This is a genomic window from Lysinibacter cavernae (assembly GCF_011758565.1).
Taxonomy (GTDB): Bacteria; Actinomycetota; Actinomycetes; order Actinomycetales; family Microbacteriaceae; genus Lysinibacter; species Lysinibacter cavernae.
This window is the reverse complement of sequence record NZ_JAAMOX010000001.1, coordinates 2,033,108-2,049,585: the sequence shown is the minus strand read 5'-3', so window position 1 is coordinate 2,049,585 and position 16,478 is coordinate 2,033,108. Positions and strand designations below refer to the sequence as shown.

Below are 16,478 nucleotides of genomic sequence, written 5' to 3'. Positions count from 1 at the left end.
GATTCGTTAGTACGTTTCGTCTGCGCGTGAGACAACTGCCTCAGGAATCGTGAAGCCCATGCGCTCTGCGGCCTCAGGGTTGATGCTCAGCGTCGTCTTTGAAAGAACCTCAACCGGCATGGTTGCTGGGTCTGCGCCATCCTTGAGGATGCGAACAGCCATCTCGCCGGTCTGGTAGCCGAGGTCTTCGTAGTTGATGCCCGTTGTCGCGGCTGCGCCGCGCTCAACGGTCGCCGCATCGCCGGCGAACAGCGGAATCTTGTTGTCTTCTGAGAACTTCACGACGGCCTCGATGCCGGCGACAACCTTGTTGTCTGTCGGGACGTAGATCGCGTCGACGTCTTTCAGTCCATCAACGGCGTTGGTGATCTCGCTGGCGTCGCTAATTACAGCTTCGCTGATGGTGATGCCAAGATCCTTTGCTGCCTCTTTGGCCAGATCTACCTGGATTTCGGAGTTGACCTCGCCGGAACTGTAGATGATGCCAACCTTTTTGGCGTCTGGCAGGATCTCACGGATGAGGTCAAACTGCTCGGCAACGGGCGTGAGGTCGCTGGTGCCGGTGACGTTCGACCCCGGCTTGTCGTTGCTCTCAACCAGTCCAGCTTCGACCGCGTCGGTAACTGCGGTAAAGAGGACAGGGATGTTGGTGATGGACTGCGCCGCGGCCTGCGCGCTTGGTGTTGCGATGGCAAGCACGAGGTCGAGGTCGCTGTCGGCCATGTTGCCGGAGATGGTGGTCACGGTTGCCTGGTCGGCCTGAGCGTTCTGCTCGTCGTAGGTGACGGTTTCGCCCTCAACGTAGCCGGCGTCTTCGAGCGCCTTCTTAAAACCAACGGCCGTCGCGTCGAGCGATGGATGCGTGACGTACTGGCTGATGCCGATCGTAATACTGTCTTTGGCCGAGCTGTCTGAGCTCTTGTCATCCGAGTTGTCGGAGGAGCATCCGCTGAGAGCGAGCGCCGAGACAACGCCGAGGGCGGCGACGGACAAAAGGGATTTCTTGGGGATCACTGTGACCTACACTTCTGTTGCTGCGGGACGGGTTGCGGCCGCGGCTTGGTACCGCAGTGGCCTGCACGGCGCCGTCATTGGCACCTGATGTCTACAGTAGACCAAGCCGCAGACGCTGCGACGGGACAAAGCTCCTGTTTGGCTCCCGTGGCGTGATGATTTACGAGACAGAATGCAGAGAACTGGCTCGTATAGCGCTCAAAAGTCTTGACTTTGGCGAGGTGGCAGAGACGTCTGTGGTGAAAACGGGAGGAATCGTGGAATTATCGCTGGGCGGCCAAGGCAGGCCGCCACGGTGCGGTTAGGCCTCGCCGAGCGCCCAGATAGCGACTGCGCTTGCCGCGGCAACGTTGAGCGAATCGATGCCGTGCTTCATCGGGATCTGCACCACAACATCCGCAGCCTCGATCGCCTCAGGGGTGAGCCCAGCGCCTTCGGTGCCAAGCACGAGAGCGACCCGCTTGCCCGAACCGGCGATGGTAGCTGCATAATCGCGGAGACTCACAGCGTCGTCGGTGAGCGCCAGCGCGGCGATCTCAAAATCGTTGGCATGCAGCAACTCACGCGTTTCGGCCCAGCCTGGCACTCGCGTCCACGGTACCTGCAGCACAGTTCCCATGCTCACCCTGATGGCCCTGCGATAAAACGGGTCTGAGCAGCGTTCGGTCACAAACACCGCGTCGGCGCCGATGGCCCCAACCGACCGAAAGATCGCGCCAACATTGGTGGGGTCAACCACATTCTCGATAATGACAACGAGACTCGAATCGCGCAGCAAGTCGGCGGGGTCTGGCAGGGGCGGGCGGTCGAGCGAGGCGATGAGGCCCCTGTGGAGTTCGTAGCCGGTGAGTTCGGCGAGGAGCTCGCCAGGCCCGGTGAACACTGGGGTTTCCGGATGCAGGGCAAGGAGCCGTTGCGCCTCATCCGTTGTTCCGCCAAGCGACAATACCGCCCGAGGCTGGTGGCCAGCACGAAGCGCACGCTCGAGAACCAGCGCCGACTCGGCGATATACAGGCCGTGCTCGGTCTTCTGGTCGTGTTTGAGGGCGACATCGGTGCGATGCGCAAAATCGGTGAGCCTTGGGTCAGCGAGCGAGTCGATAGGAATGATGCTCATAGTTGGAGGACTGCTCCCTGCGTGATTGAACGGGCGCTGAGCAAAACGGCGGGCCCTCCCGAGTGGGAGGCCCGCCGTTTTGCGTGTTCGTGTCTGCGGTTAGACGCTCTGCAGCGCTTTGAGGGCGCTCGTGAAGAAGCGAAGGCCGTCAACGCCGGAGCGCATTGCCTCGCTCGTGTCGGGACCAAAACCGGCTTCGATCGCGTGCTCTGGGTGCGGCATGAGGCCAACAACGTTGCCGCGCTCGTTGGTGAGACCGGCGATGTCGTTGAGCGAACCGTTTGGATTGACCCCGATGTAGCGGAAGGCAACCTGGCCTTCGCCCTCAACGCGCTTGAGCGTTTCGTCGTCGGCGATGAATCCGCCGTCGCCGTTCTTGAGCGGGATGATGATCTCGTCGCCGGCGCTGAACTCGTTGGTCCACGCCGTGTTGGCGTTTTCGACACGGAGGGCCTGGTCGCGGCGGATGAACTGCTGGTGGGCGTTGCGGATGAGGCCTCCTGGCAGCAGGTGCGCCTCTGCCAGCATCTGGAAGCCGTTGCAAATGCCGAGCACTGGCATGCCCTTGTTTGCTGCATCGATTACCTCGCTCATGATGGGCGAGACGGCCGCGATGGCGCCAGCACGGAGGTAGTCTCCGTAGCTGAACCCGCCGGGGAGCACGATGGCGTCGACACCCTTGAGGTCGTGTTCGCCGTGCCACAGTGCGACGGCTTCTGCGCCGGCCATGCGGGCGGCGCGCTGGGCGTCACGCTCGTCGAGTGAGCCGGGGAACGTGATGACACCGATTTTGGTGGTCATTACGCGTCGGCTCCAAAGTCAATGTTTACAACGTCTTCGATGACGGAGTTCGAAAGGATGTCGTCGGCAATCTGCTGCACCTGGGCACGCAGTTCGTCGGTGACGGGGCCGTCGGTGGTCAGCTCAAAGCGCTTTCCGATCCGAACTTCGCTGATACCGCTCGTTCCGAGGCGGTTGAGTGCGCCGGTAACGGCTTTTCCCTGAGGGTCAAGCAGCTCGGCTTTAGGCATTACATCAACAACAATCTTGGGCATGGTTCTATCTTAGACTGACACGCCAGCCGGATAGGCCGCGGTGCGGGGAGGCTTCATGCTCATGTTCCAGAGCTTGCCAATCGCCCAGCACAGCAGCACAACAAGCAGCAGGTTTCTCACAGTGAGGAGCGTGGTCACCCACAGGTTTCCCGCGATGAGCGGCATGTAGAAAATTGGGTAGATGAGCGTCGTCAGCACGCCAATGATGGCAACGAGCCAGGCGGCAAATCGCCATTCGCGGGCGTGACCGATGAGGCCAACGGCAATGACGGGGGTAATCCAGAGGATGTATTGGGGCGAGCCGACCTTATTAAAGACGATGAACGCCGTCACGAGGGCAAGGGATCCCATGAAGATGAGCTGCGACGTCTCTGCCTTGTGACGAAGCGCAAACATCATCATGACAAAAATAAGGGCGATCGCGATGAACATGAGCGGGGTCATGGCATGCACCGCGAGGCTTGTGCCTGGGCCCATCACCTCACGGGTTGAGATCTCGTAGTTGTGGTAACTCGTGGTTCCAGGCTGGTGCAGCGCGGCAAGCCAAACCCAGGGTGTCGTTATGGGCGCTTCGAGCTGCAGCTGCCGGTCTGACTGCATCGTGATGAAGCTCATAATGTGGTTGAGCCCGCCGCCCGCCCAGGTGGCAAGGACAATCACAGCTGTTGTCGCGGCGCCGGTGATGATAACGAGGATGCGTCTCGGCGAGGCGCCAACGATCGCAAGCAGCACCGCCGCCGGCCACACCTTGATCCAGGTCGCGATGGACAGCACGATAGTGGCAACTATCGGCCGCCGTGCGAGAAGGACAAGCCCTATGACAACGAGGGGAGATGAGACACCTTCGAGGCGCAGGAGCGCGACGGGGCTGAGCGCGAGGTTAAGCAGCATCCACCACCAGGCTGCGGGGAACGCAGCTGTGTTCCGGAGCCGGTCGGTCAGCACCCAGACGGCCAGCCAGTTGAGCACGGTGGTGAGGAGCAGCCAGAGGAGTTGGTAGAGCTGCGGCCCGAGCAGGTTGGCTCCAACAATCGGGAGTGTTGCGCCGATCGGATACACCCATTCGGTATGGATGCCCTGCCACAGGCCGGTCTCAAGCGAGAGTTGGGCCCAGTAGCGGTAGAGCGGAAGATCACCGAGGACCTCGCCGGCAATGATTGTTGGCAGCAGTGCAGCAAGGTATGCGACATGCATGATCGCAAACCCCCACACGATGCCGCGGGGCCGCATCACGAACGCATAGATCGTTGAGCGCTTGGTTGGCGCTTTGGGCGGTGCGGCATCTTGCTCGCGAGCGAGCCGCTTATGTGGCTGGGCGTAATCGCCAATCGGGCTTGGAGAAGGGATGCGGATCACCTCAAAATCTCAGTTGGCCCGTGGGGGAAGCAGGCACTTGACTGTATCGAATTGCGAGGAGGTTGATACTGAATATTTACTGTGTGTGCGATCTACACGGTTGGAAATGCCCTGATCGGCTGCACGATGAGGGCCCCAGTTGTTGGGTGAGGGAAGACCTCGACCGGGTGTTCGTAGACCTGCGAGATGCGCTCAGCGGTGAGCACTTCTGCCGGGGTTCCTGTTGCGGCAACCTTGCCGTTTTCGAGCAGCATAATGGTGTCGGCGTAGGCCGCCGCGAGCCCGAGGTCGTGCAGCACGATGACAACTGCGTCGCCCTCGGCCGCGCGCTGCTTTGTGAGGGCAAGCACATCCTCTTGGTGTTTGAGATCGAGCGCGGCCGTTGGCTCGTCGAGCAGCAGGATGCCGGTTCTGCTCGCCGTCACTCTGGCAAAGGCCGTGCGGGCGCGCTCGCCGCCAGAGAGCGATGGCACGTGGCGGCGTCGAAGGTGATCGATATCGGTGGCCCTGATGGCCTCGTTGATGGCGTCTTCGTCATCATTGTCGAGTTCGGTACCCTGCCAGGGTGCGCGACCCATCTCGACCACTTCTTCAACGGTGAACGGGAAAAAGACCCCGTTGTCCTGTAGTAAGACTCCGCGGCGGCGGGCGAGTTGCTTAAGTGTCCAGTCTTTGAGTGGGGTGCCGGCAACCTCGATGGAGCCAGTGCTGATGTGGTTGTCGCCAGTCAGCGCGCCAAGCAGCGTTGATTTTCCCGCGCCGTTAGGGCCGATGAGCGCGAGGATTTCGCCAGCACGTACCGTGAGATCAACCTCGCTAATGAGGTCGCGGTCCGAGACGTGCACCGTGATGCCCTTCGCCTGGATCGCAATCTCACCGCGTTCAAGTGGCGCCGGGATGATGCGGTGGTGCTTGTTGGTGATCATGCCCATCCTCCCGAACGCTTGCGGGTGCGGCGGAGGAGCCAGAAGAAGAATGGTCCACCAACGAGGGAGGTGAGCATCCCAATGGGGAGGTCAGCGTTTGCTACGGCGGTGCGCGCGATGAGGTCGGCCGTGACCAGAAGCAGGGAGCCGCCAAGGAGGCTGGCGAAGAGCAGCGGGCCGTGTGCCGGGCCAAGGACCATTCGCATGAGGTGAGGGATGACAAGGCCGACGAAGCTGATAACCCCGGCAAAGGCGACCGCACCACTCACGAGTAGGGCGACAACAACAATGACAAAAATGCGCAGGAGCTCGACGTTGACGCCGAGGTGCCGTGCGCTGCGCTCGCCAAGCGAGAGCAGGTCGAGCTGGCGCGCAACAATAATTGCGCAGACAATGCCGATGATGACAAGAGGAAGCACGATCAGGACCTGGTCCCAGCGCGAACCGTTAAGGCTTCCAAGCTGCCAAAATACGATCTGCTCGCGCGACGCGGAATCGCCGAGAAACGTCAGGAATGCAAGGCCAGCGCCGGCGAAGGCATTGACCGCAATGCCGGTGAGAACGAGGGTGACGACCTCGGTTTTGCCGTTGGCGCGGCTCATGAGGTAGACGAGGAGCGTCGCGATGAGGCCGGCAATAAAGGCGGTCACGGCGATCGTCCAACCGCCGAAAAAGGTCCAGCCAAACACGATCGTCGCTGCGGCGCCAAGCGCGGCACCTGAGGAAACGCCAACAACGCCCGGCTCCGCGAGGGGGTTGCCGAAGATTGCCTGCATGAGCATTCCTGACACCGAGAGCGCTGCCCCGATGAGCAGCGCCATGACGATGCGCGGGAACCGGACGGTCCAGAGCGCGAGTTCTGCCGTTTCGCTCGCCGGCATAGGCCCGATGTCGAGCCCGATGCGGTGCATGATGGCACCAAACACCTCAAGCGGGCTGATGCTGAGTTGTCCCGCACCTGCCGACACGAGCACCATCGCGATCAACGCGATGATGAGGCCCAAATTCAGGAGGGAACGACGCACCAGAGTAGTCTACCCAAACTTCAGGTTAGCCAAACCTATGTGCTTATGCCGAGACTCGCACTCGGACGGTATTTTGCCACGGGTCGTTGAAGAGGAGCTCCTGGCCGTCGTGGCGTGTGGCGACCCCGCGCGACGCGAGGCGCTGCTCGAGTGCGCCGACGTCATCCAGCCCAGGAAGAGCTACCGAGACTTCGCCGAGACCGAGCGCGGGCGTGCGGTCGCCGGCACCCTTGCTCTGCCAGGTGTTCATGCCGAGGTGGTGGTGGTAGCCGCCCGCAGCGACGAAAAGCGCCTGCGCACCGTAGCGAGTGGTGACCTCAAAGCCAACCGTGTCAACGTAGAACTGCTCTGCCGTTGCGATGTCGCCAACCTTGAGGTGAACGTGGCCAACGGATGCCGCGGTGTCAGCAACAACCTCGCTGCCTTCTGGTGTGAGGTGTTCCGTGAGGAACGCGTTGGGGTCGAGGTATTCGGTTGCCATGGCGACCGAGCCGTCGCGCCAGGTCCATTCGTCGCGGGGGCGGTCCCAGTAGAGTTCGACGCCGTTGCCTTCTGGATCGTCGAAGTAGAGCGCCTTGCTCACGAGGTGGTCGCTGCTGCCGGTGAACGACTGGCCAAAGTTGCGGGCTACCGAGTACACAGAGGCGGCGAGCTCGGACTGCTCCGGAAAGAGGATTGCAGTGTGGAAGAGTCCAGCGGAGTTTGCTGGGGCGTGTTTGAGCTCGGGGGCGTACGCCAGGTTGAGTGTTGGGATGCCTGCCCTGCCGAGCGTGGCGCTTGCGGTGTCGTGGCTCAGCACCTGCAGGCCAACGCCGCGGTGGTAGTAGTCGATCATGTTGTCGAGGTTGCCAACCTTGAGTGTGACGGCGCCCATGCGGGTATTCGCGGCAAGGATGTCGCTCTTCGACTGCGTTGTTGCCGCCTGCTTGCTCTGCGTATCCACGATCCCTACCTTGCCTACTTGCCTATTTGATTGACACTTCAACAATAACTTAACTTGAAGCTTCAAGCAATACTCGTTTGTGGACTAGCTCGTGGGGCGCGTTTTTGCTCGTGGGGTGCAAAAAAGTGCACCCCACGAGGCAAAGTGCACCCCGCGAGCGAGGGGTGGGGATGCTCGCTGGGAATAAACGAGGAACAGGCGGGGCTGGCTAGCGGGTTAGGCGTTCGATGAGTTCGCGGTAACGCGCCGCGGTCTGCTCAACAATCTCGGCGGGCAAAACCGGAGGCGTGCCAGTCTTGTCCCAGTTGGCGCTCAACCAGTCGCGCACAATCTGCTTATCAAAGCTGGCCATGCGCTCGGCGGGAGTCGTGCCTGTTGAATAGGCCTCGGCATCCCAGTAGCGGCTCGAATCGCTGGTCAGTACCTCGTCGCCGAGGGTCAGTTCGCCAGTTACCGGATGTGCACCAAATTCGAATTTGGTGTCGGCGAGGATCACGCCACGCTGCTCTGCGATGTCGGATGCCGCTCGAAAGATTGCAAGGGATGCGTCGCGAAGTGCGGCAGCAACATCCGCGCCAACGAGCTCAACGCTCTGCTCGAAGCTGATGTTTTCGTCGTGCTCCCCGAGCGGCGCCTTGTAAGCGGGGGTGTAGATAGGCTCTGGCAGGCGGTCGCCATCGGTCAGGCCGGCGGGGAGCGGAACTCCGCAGACGCTCTGGCTGACCTGGTACTCGGCCCAGCCGCTTCCGGTGAGGTAGCCGCGAACCACGCATTCGATGGGGTACATCTCAAGCTTGGTCGTGACCATGGTTCGGTCGGCAACCGCCTCGGGGGCAGGCTCATCAACAAGATGGTTTGGGACATCGAGCTGATCGAACCACCATTTCGAGAGCTGGGTGAGCAGCGCGCCCTTGCCTGGGATTCCGGGCTCTAGGGCAAAATCAAAGGCGCTCACCCTGTCGCTCGCAACAACGAGCAGGCGGTCGACGCTGCCGTCGGCGGGCTCGTAGAGGTCGCGGACCTTTCCGGAGTATGCGTGTGTCCAGCCGGGTAGGTTCGATTTGGTGTTTTCGCTCATCACCCGACTATTCTTGCACTCCCTCGAACCTGCCGCTGAACCATTGCAGCGGGGTCTCAGCGCGCACACAAAGACGACTCGCCACAACCTGTCGCATTGGGAGATGCTGAACCTGAGTTCTGACAAATTGTGACGAGCCGTTACGGGGCGGCCGAGGGTAAACGGACCGCCCCGTTTCCGGGATGCGGACGAAGCTGGCTAGACCACCCGCTCATTGCCGCCATCAACCGGAACCTGCGCGCCGGTCGTCGCCGAGAACACAGCACCGCACATGACGCCAACCATGCGAGCGACGTGCAGGCTCGTGACCTCGGTTGAGAGCAGGTTGCGGCGCTTGTACTCGTCGATGCTGACGCCGTATTTTGCGGCGCGTTCCGCCAGCAGCTCCGGTGTCCAGAGGGCTGTGTCGAAGACGGCATCGGGATGCACGGTGTTCACCCGGATGCCGTCTGGCGCCCATTCGAGGGCGGCGACACGTCCGAGCTGTGTCAGAGCGGCTTTCGAGGCTGAATACGCGGCAGCGCCGGGGCCAGGGGCCGCGACATTCTTGGAGCCGATAATGGCAACCTTGCCGCCGGCGGGCGACAGCTTCAGCAGTGGGTGGGCCTTCGCAAAGAGTCGCTGAACCGAGCTCACATTGATCGCGAGGGTGCGGTCCCACACATCCGAGTCAAGGTCTGAGATCGGTGAGCTCTGCGCAAAGATTCCTGCGGCAACAACGAGAATGTCGAGCCCGCCAAAGGCCAGCGCGGTCTCGGTGATGACGGCGTCGAGCGCAGCCTTATCGCAGACGTCCGCCTGCAGCCCAAGCCACTGCGGCCCAGAGAACGTCGTGGCAACGCTCGGCGAGATATCGATACCAACGACGCTCGCCCCGAGCGAGATGAGGTATTCGGCGCACGCACGTCCGATGCCCGACGCGGCGCCAGTGACAAGCGCCACCTGGCCCGTCAACTCTGGAGCAGCACCGCCCATGCGGAGCTTCGCCTGCTCAAGTTCCCAGTATTCAACGTCGAAGAGTTCGCCCTCGCTCAGGGCCGTATAGTTGCCAACTGCGTTGGCGTTGTTGATGATGCCAAACGTGTGCGTCGCGATGTCGCGCACGATGTTGGCATCCTTTTTGGTCTTGCCAACCGTGAACATCCCGTGCGCGCTGTCGAGGATGAAGCGTGGCGTTGGGTCGAGCAGCGAAACCGGGTCTGCCGAGCGGCCGCGGTTGCGTTCGAAGTACTCGGTGTATTCGGCAACGTAGGCGGCAACATCCTTGGCCGAGGCATTCGTGGCTACGAGCGGGAGCTGCTTGGTGCGGATGATGTGGTCGGGCGTTGCCGGCCCGCGCCGTGCGACGTCCGAGAGATCAGGCCTGGTGACAAACGCCATGGTGGCTTCGCCTGCCTCGTGGCTCACGATCAGCGGGCGGCCAGCGTGCTCGGAGAGGCTCTTGCGGAGTTCGGCGACACCAACGGCCGAGGGTGTGCTGACCGAGCCAGAGGCATCCGCCGCAGGTCTAGTCCCACCTGCCGCGATGAAGCCTTCCGCCGCGCTGATCAGCTCAACATGGCGGGAGTACGCCTCCTCCATGGTCTCGCCAAACGTGAATAGCCCGTGGTTGAGCAGCACCATGCCGACGGTGCCTTCGTGCGCCTGCTGTGGCCACAGCTCGTTGCAGACCTTGGCAAGCTCAAAACCGGGCATGACGTAGGGAATCACGACAACCGAATCGCCGTAGAGCTCGCGAACGAGCTTCTCTGGTTCCGGCTGATTGGTGATGCTCACGATGGCGTCCGCGTGTGAGTGCAGCACAGCTCGGTAGGGCAGCAGGGCGTGTAGCGGCGACTCAATCGAAGGGTCAGGGCTCTTTGCGTTGGTCATGGCGCAGCGCAGCTCGTTCACAAGTTCGCTGTCGGTGATGCTGTCGACCATCAGCAGCTCGCGGAGGCGCTCCATGCGCAGCGGCGCAAATCCCTGCGGCTTGATTGTTGCCATGTCCCAGCCGCTGCCCTTCACGTAGAGCACCTCGACGGGTTTGCCAGTGAGGTCGGTGACGGTGTCTTTGATCGATGAGTTTCCGCCGCCGTGCAGCACGAGGTCCTCGTGGGCGCCGATCGTTTGGGAGCCAAGCACGCATTCGTCAAGTGCTGAGATGGTGGAGGGCGCACTGCGCCAGAGGTTCTTCATTCGTGTGTCCTTATATAGGGGTGGCTACCGGTGAACCGCGGTTGCCCGCAGTTCCTGCGGAAACTCTGTTGTGGTGTCGCCGAGCGCGAGCAAACTCATGGTCATTCGTGCGGCCTGTTCGAGGTTCTGGGCCTTGCGGAACGCGTCCGCAACGCTCGTGCTCAGCACCGAGCAACCGTGGTTGCCGAGGATGATGCAGTCGCAATCGCGCATGGCCTTTGCCGCCTCAACCGCGAGCTCGGTTGAGCCGTTTGGGTAGAACGGGATGCGACCGATTTTGGGAACGTAGGCCACGTGATCGAGGGTGAGCTGGCGGATGGGCTGACCTAGCGCATCCACCGTGACGCTCACCTCGGGATGCAGATGCAAGATCACGGTGGCATCCGGCCGTGCGCGATACGTCTCGTGGTGCAGTCGCCACTCGCTTGAGGGCGCAGCTCCCGCGATGTGTTCTCCCCGCTCGTTGAGCAGGCTGAGCCCCTCGCGGGTGACGTCGTCAAGGAACGTGCCTGAGGCGGTGACGAGGATGTTGCCGGTTACGAGGTCCCTTGCCGAGAAGTTTCCGCCGCTTGCGATCACCAGATTCTGTCGAACCCCGGCCTTGCCTACGCTGCGGAAGGCCGCAATGGTCTCATCCCATTCCGTGCCGATGCGTGCATCAGACATTTGCTGCTCGTTCGGCGTTGAACTCGTCAAGGTACGTGGAGAGCTCGCGGGCAGAACGGTTGATCAGCAGCGAGCGTCCAACTCGGAGCACCACGCCAGCGCCCGCGGCGTACCGATCTTCCGGCAGCGACTCAATGTCGCTGAGCTTTGCGAGCCCAATGATTCGGCGGCAGCATTCCGCGCCGGCAAAGCCGAGGGCATCGTCGAGGATGCTCGCGAGCCACGACTCGAGGAAGGCATCCGGATACTCAGCAGGCTTGACCCTGCTTGGCCACAGCGCGCGCAGCTCCGCAACGAAGGCATTCCACGACGGCTCGATCGTCTGCAGCAGCGAGGTGGCGCGATCATCCTCGCCGAGGGCGCTTGCACGGGCGGCAGCGGCAATGATGTTTGCCCAGAGCAGGCCGAGGTCGAGACCAATCGGGCCGTAGAAGGCGAACTCGGAGTCGAACGCCCGCACCGAGAAATCGGCCGAGTTCTCGGTGCCCCGCACAAAGATGCTGCCGGTGTGCAGGTCGCCGTGCACGAGCGCTTCTTGGCAGGTCAGGAAGCGACGCTTCATCTGCATGGCGGCGGCGATCCAGGCGTCGTCTGCTTGGAGCTCGCTCACGAGCCCCTTAATCGTTGGATGCACCGAGTTGCGCTCGCCGCCAACATACGGCTCGGTGAGTACGAGTTCTTCGGTGATGAGACACAGCTCGGAGTTGGTCGTTTCGGCCGCCTGCAAGCGGAACCCTTCTTCGCCGAGGGCGAGCCATGACGTGCCAAACAGCACCTTGGCGGTGAGGCGGCTGACGGCCTCGAAAACCCCGGCATGGTCGCCACCGGCGTTGAGTCTCGTGCGGAAGACCTCGTGATCGGAGAGGTCTTCAAGCGCGAGCACGTATTCGTCAGGGTTGTAGTCAATGACCCTGCACACCAGCTCCGGGGCAAGGGCCGAATGGGTCGTGAGGGCGTGTGCCTCGCGGGCGGCTCGGTCGACGGTCATCGGCCAGGCCGGCCCGACAAGCCTGACGTAGGGGAGCGCCTGCTTGAGCACCAGCTTCCTGCCGGCATCGTCTTCGCAGAGGAACACCTGGTTGAGGTTTCCATCGCCAACCTCGGCAACCGTCATCGACGTGGTATCGATGAGGCCTGTGAGTGGTTCGCGGGTGTTAATGTACGTCGCCACGGATTCGACGGTCAGCATTTCGTTTGTCATTAGGTTCAGTCCTTCCGCGACCTATTTGGTTTTCTTTTTGGAGAGTGAGAACGAAAGGATGAGCGACAGCAGCAGCACGACGCCCTTGATGAGGTCCTGCGTGAAGTAGCTGAGGCCCGACTGGGTGAGGCCCTGCAGTAGCACGCCAATGAAGATCGCTCCCACTACCGTGCCGAGTACGTTCGGCTTGCGGGCACCAAGTACCGCGAAGCCGATGAGGGTCATGGCAACGGCATCCAGCAGCACCGAGTCGCCGGCCGTCACGTCGCCCTGGCGGAGGCGCGAGGCGAGGATGATGCCGGCAACCGAGGCCAGCACACCCGAGATGGCGTAGGCGGCGAAGCGGAAGCGGTTGACCCGTGCCCCGGCGAGACGAGCTGCCTCAGGGTTGCCACCAACCGCGTAGAAGATGCGGCCGAAGCGTGTGCGCTCAAGGAAAATCCACATCACGATCGCAATCACGATGAACACTACAACCGAGATCGGGATGCCAAAGAGCTTATTGCCGTCGATCGCGCTGAAGCTGCTGTCGAACTTTCCCGGCATCTTTTCGCCGTTGGGGAGGGTCATTCCGGTGGTGAGCGTCTGGCCATCAACGAGCCACTTCTTGAGGCCCTGCACGGTGAACATAACGCCGAGGGTTGCGAGCAACTCTGGAATCTTCAGGAAGACAATGAGCACGGCGTTGAGGCAGCCGACGATGAGCCCGGCAAGAAGACAGCAGATGACGGCCGTGACGCCCGTGAGATTGAACCGGATCATGACCATGGCCGCAACGGTCACGGAGAGGCCTGCGGTCGCACCGACGGAGAGGTCGAGGTCGCCAACAATCGCGGCGAGCGTCATGCCGAGGGCAGCGATTGCGGCGACGGCTTGCGCCTGGAAGATCGAGGCGATTGTGCCGAAGGAGCCAAAGTTGGGGATGACCGCAATGAAGTACACCGTCAAGACGAGGGCCATGGCAAGCACCCCGTAGCGGACGAGGAGGTCCGTAATCGATACGCCCGTTTTACCGGGCTGGCGGATGGTCGCAGCGTTCACGTGATTTTCGCTTTCTCTGTTGCCGTCCGAGGGCGGCGGGTGTAAATCGGTGGAGTTTGTGGGTAGTGAGACTGCGGCCGGTTAGTCGGCGAGCAGGTTGGAATGGTGCGTGCTCATCGCCTCAACGATGCGCTTTCTGGTCGCCTCCGAAAGCCGGAGGTCCGCGGCGATGCGCCCTTCGTTGAAGACGAGGATGCGGTCGGCAACCTCAAGGGCTTCGTCGATGTCAGACGTGGCAACAAGCACCGCCGTTTTGTCGGTGATCGCGCGAACGGTATCGGCGATGTCGTGGCGGGCGTTGATATCGACCCCTCTGAACGGCTCGTCGAGCAACAACAGTTGCGGTTCGCCAAGCAGCCAGCGGCCGATGACAACCTTTTGCTGGTTTCCGCCCGAAAGCGTCTCGATGGCACTTGACGGGCCCTGCGTCACGATGTGGATGCGGTCGATCATGGCCTGCGCGGCCTGTTTCTCGGCCCTGCGCTGCATGATCGTGAGCTTCGAGAAGCGCTTCACAAAGGGAAGGGTCATGAGGGCGTCGATTGCCCAGGTCGGGATGATGGCCTGCTCGTGGCGGGATTCAGGAACGAGGTAGACCCCGCGGCTCACAGCATCCCCAGGATGCTTTGGCGCAAACTCGGCGCCGCCAATCGCAAGGTTTCCTCCGACGATTTTGCGGTCGCCGTAGATCCACTCGAGCAGTTCGGACTTTCCGCTGCCGAGCAATCCGAGCAGGGCGGTCACTTCGCCGTTGCGGATGGTGGCGTCAAACGGAGCCGACTCTGCGAATACCTGCGCGCCCGTGATCTCGAGCACCGGCTGGTCGCCTGGCATCTCTTCGTGGCTGAGCTCGGATGGGGTTTTGTCGAAGAGTTCGGTGAGTACGGTTGGCCAATCAAACCGGCCGTCGGTCTGCTTCTCAAATTCGCCGCGCATCTCGCCGTCGCGCAGCACGCCAACCCGATCAGCGAGCTCGTCGATCTCGCCGAGCTTATGGGTCACAAACAGCACCGACATTCCGTCGCGAACGAGGTCGCGAACGATGTCAAATAGCCTTTTGATTTCTTCGGAGGAAAGCGCTGAGGTTGGCTCGTCGAGCACAAGTACCTCCGGCCTGCGGGCGAGCGTCCGAGCCAACACGATGAGCTGCCGGTCGGAGACCCCGAGCTCGCGTACCGGGGTGCGCAGGAGGTCTGTGGTCATCTTCATGCCGAGGAGCCCAGCGATTTCTGTTGCCTGTTCCTCCGTCTTGCGGCGGTTGAACATGGTCCCGTCGCTCCCATCAACGAAGCGGTCGAGCGCGAGGTTTTCTGCAACCGTCATGTCGAGCACAACGCCGTCGTTTGGGTTCTGGTGCACCGTGCCGATGCCAAAGCCCTGCGCGGCGAGCGGGTCCGTCATCTCGACCGGTTCACCACTCACACGGATTTCGCCAGAGTCAGAGCGGTGCGCGCCGCAAAGCACCCGGATAAGCGTCGATTTGCCGGCACCGTTTGCGCCCATGAGCGAGTAGATCTCGCCCTTGCGCACCGCAAAACCGACTCCCCTGAGTACTTGGTTTGGGCCGAACGATTTGACGATTCCCGTCAGTTCAAGCGCGTTCTTCATAGCGTGTGTCTTCCATTCACCGTTGGATGGGTGCTGCGGCTGCGGCGGCGGGGGAGTTTTCCCCGCCGCCACAACCGGAGCGTGTATTGCTGGTTGTGCTAGTTACTGACTACTTGGCGGCAGGAATCCACGAGGCGCCCATCACGTCTGGCGTGTTGAGCTCTGGCAGGGCTGCGCGGAGGTCATCCATGTTGGCCACGTTCTTCTCGATGAGCAGGTCCTGCGTGATGAGTGCTGCGGGGATGGTGAACTTCGAGGGCATCTCCACGCCAGCTGCCGCGGCGATGGCCGCACGGCCGTTGATCGCTCCAACGTTGGTTGGGTCGGTCGCCGCGGTTGCGCGCCAGGGGCTGCCGTCTTCGGTCATGAGCTGGATGTCAGCGGTCGAGATGTCAACGCCGTAGACCTTCACGTTTTCGCTCATGTTGTTTTGGCGGAGCGCGATAAGCGCGCCCTTTGCGAGTTCGTCATAGGCGGCAAACACAATGTTGGTGTCCGGAGCCGACTTCAGCGCCGCAGCGCCCTCCGTCGCGGTGTCGGCCGCGGTCGACTCTGAGTACTTCCCGAACTTGGCAACCTGTTTGAAGGTTGGGTTGTCCTTGAGGAACTGCTGGTAGACCGTGTCGCGGGTGTCGAGCGGAGCGATGCCTGACACGTTGACGTAGGCGATGTTGCCGCCGTCCGGGTTCTCTTCCTTCAGTTGGTCGAGGATCTTGCCAGCCAGTGATTCGTCGTCCTGCGAGATGTAGAGCGCCTTCTCATTCGAGATGGCGCCGTCGTAGACAACAACTGGGATGCCCTGGTCAACTGCCTCATCAATCTTTGGGTTCATTGAGTCGGCAAGGCCGTGGTCAACGACGATCACGTCTGGCTTGCTCAGCAGCGCGTCGTTAAACAGCGTGACCTGCTTGCTGTTGTCACCACGTGCGTCGTAGGACTCAACGACGCCGCCGGCTGCCTCAACCTGCTTGGTGAATCCGTTGCCCCACTGCTCAAAGTAGTCGCCGATGCCCGACTGGCGCACGAGCGCTACCTTGAGGCCGTCCTTGAACCCTTCCGGCTGTGCGTCAGGCAGGGTGAAGTCGTTGCTTGCCGCTGCCTGCGTTGGGGCGTCGGTTGGGGTGTCGGTTGTTGTTCCCTGCGAGCAGGCGGTCATCAGCAGGATCGAGGCCGCTGCGGCCACAATCGGGAGTGCTTTGAACTTCATTGTTCTTTCTCTTTCTCTCTTGGTGTTGTGTGGTGCGATGTGGTGTCGGGTCTCCGTGAGCAG

The 16,478-nt window shown here is 61.8% G+C and carries 15 protein-coding genes; all 15 read right to left on the bottom strand.

Annotated features, from left to right (window positions below; translation table 11 throughout):
- Positions 1-6 precede the first annotated feature (6 nt).
- Complete coding sequence (locus FHX76_RS08910) at positions 7-993, bottom strand: ABC transporter substrate-binding protein (protein WP_208402480.1); 987 nt, start codon at positions 991-993, stop codon at positions 7-9.
- A gap of 322 nt (positions 994-1,315) precedes the next feature.
- Positions 1,316-2,131 carry a TrmH family RNA methyltransferase gene (locus FHX76_RS08905; RefSeq protein ID WP_167149931.1) on the bottom strand — a complete coding sequence of 272 codons (816 nt, stop codon included), beginning with the start codon at positions 2,129-2,131 and terminating at the stop codon, positions 1,316-1,318.
- A gap of 99 nt (positions 2,132-2,230) precedes the next feature.
- Positions 2,231-2,932, bottom strand: coding sequence for a phosphoribosylformylglycinamidine synthase subunit PurQ (purQ, locus tag FHX76_RS08900; protein WP_167149929.1), 702 nt, complete (start codon positions 2,930-2,932; stop codon positions 2,231-2,233).
- A complete protein-coding gene (gene purS, locus FHX76_RS08895; RefSeq protein ID WP_167149927.1) occupies positions 2,932-3,186 on the bottom strand; it encodes a phosphoribosylformylglycinamidine synthase subunit PurS in 255 nt (84 codons plus the stop codon). The genes purQ and purS overlap by 1 nt, the downstream gene beginning before the upstream one ends.
- Positions 3,187-3,195: 9 nt before the next feature.
- On the bottom strand, positions 3,196-4,542 hold the full coding sequence (locus tag FHX76_RS08890; RefSeq protein ID WP_167149925.1) for a glycosyltransferase 87 family protein: 1,347 nt from the start codon (positions 4,540-4,542) through the stop codon (positions 3,196-3,198).
- Positions 4,543-4,634: 92 nt separating this feature from the next.
- Positions 4,635-5,468: a heme ABC transporter ATP-binding protein gene (locus FHX76_RS08885; RefSeq protein ID WP_208402479.1), complete on the bottom strand. Its 834-nt coding sequence runs from the start codon at positions 5,466-5,468 to the stop codon at positions 4,635-4,637.
- Complete coding sequence (locus tag FHX76_RS08880; RefSeq protein ID WP_167150465.1) at positions 5,465-6,445, bottom strand: FecCD family ABC transporter permease; 981 nt, start codon at positions 6,443-6,445, stop codon at positions 5,465-5,467. The genes FHX76_RS08885 and FHX76_RS08880 overlap by 4 nt, the downstream gene beginning before the upstream one ends.
- Before the next feature lie 91 nt (positions 6,446-6,536).
- The gene (locus FHX76_RS08875; RefSeq protein WP_167150466.1) at positions 6,537-7,367 is read right to left on the bottom strand and encodes a VOC family protein; all 831 of its coding nucleotides are present in this window, start codon (positions 7,365-7,367) and stop codon (positions 6,537-6,539) included.
- A gap of 277 nt (positions 7,368-7,644) precedes the next feature.
- Positions 7,645-8,514, bottom strand: coding sequence for a phosphoribosylaminoimidazolesuccinocarboxamide synthase (locus FHX76_RS08870; protein WP_167149921.1), 870 nt, complete (start codon positions 8,512-8,514; stop codon positions 7,645-7,647).
- Between the two features lie 198 nt (positions 8,515-8,712).
- Positions 8,713-10,692 carry a bifunctional aldolase/short-chain dehydrogenase gene (locus tag FHX76_RS08865; RefSeq protein WP_167149919.1) on the bottom strand — a complete coding sequence of 660 codons (1,980 nt, stop codon included), beginning with the start codon at positions 10,690-10,692 and terminating at the stop codon, positions 8,713-8,715.
- Between the two features lie 24 nt (positions 10,693-10,716).
- Positions 10,717-11,358 carry a class II aldolase/adducin family protein gene (locus FHX76_RS08860; protein WP_167149917.1) on the bottom strand — a complete coding sequence of 214 codons (642 nt, stop codon included), beginning with the start codon at positions 11,356-11,358 and terminating at the stop codon, positions 10,717-10,719.
- Positions 11,351-12,559, bottom strand: coding sequence for an S-methyl-5-thioribose kinase (gene mtnK / locus FHX76_RS08855; protein ID WP_167149915.1), 1,209 nt, complete (start codon positions 12,557-12,559; stop codon positions 11,351-11,353). Before mtnK ends, FHX76_RS08860 begins: the two co-directional genes overlap by 8 nt.
- A gap of 21 nt (positions 12,560-12,580) precedes the next feature.
- Positions 12,581-13,600, bottom strand: a complete 1,020-nt coding sequence (locus FHX76_RS08850) for an ABC transporter permease subunit (protein WP_208402478.1) — start codon at positions 13,598-13,600, stop codon at positions 12,581-12,583.
- 81 nt (positions 13,601-13,681) lie between these two features.
- The gene (locus FHX76_RS08845; RefSeq protein WP_167149913.1) at positions 13,682-15,208 is read right to left on the bottom strand and encodes a sugar ABC transporter ATP-binding protein; all 1,527 of its coding nucleotides are present in this window, start codon (positions 15,206-15,208) and stop codon (positions 13,682-13,684) included.
- Positions 15,209-15,317: 109 nt separating this feature from the next.
- Complete coding sequence (locus FHX76_RS08840; RefSeq protein WP_167149911.1) at positions 15,318-16,415, bottom strand: substrate-binding domain-containing protein; 1,098 nt, start codon at positions 16,413-16,415, stop codon at positions 15,318-15,320.
- Positions 16,416-16,478: the final 63 nt, after the last annotated feature.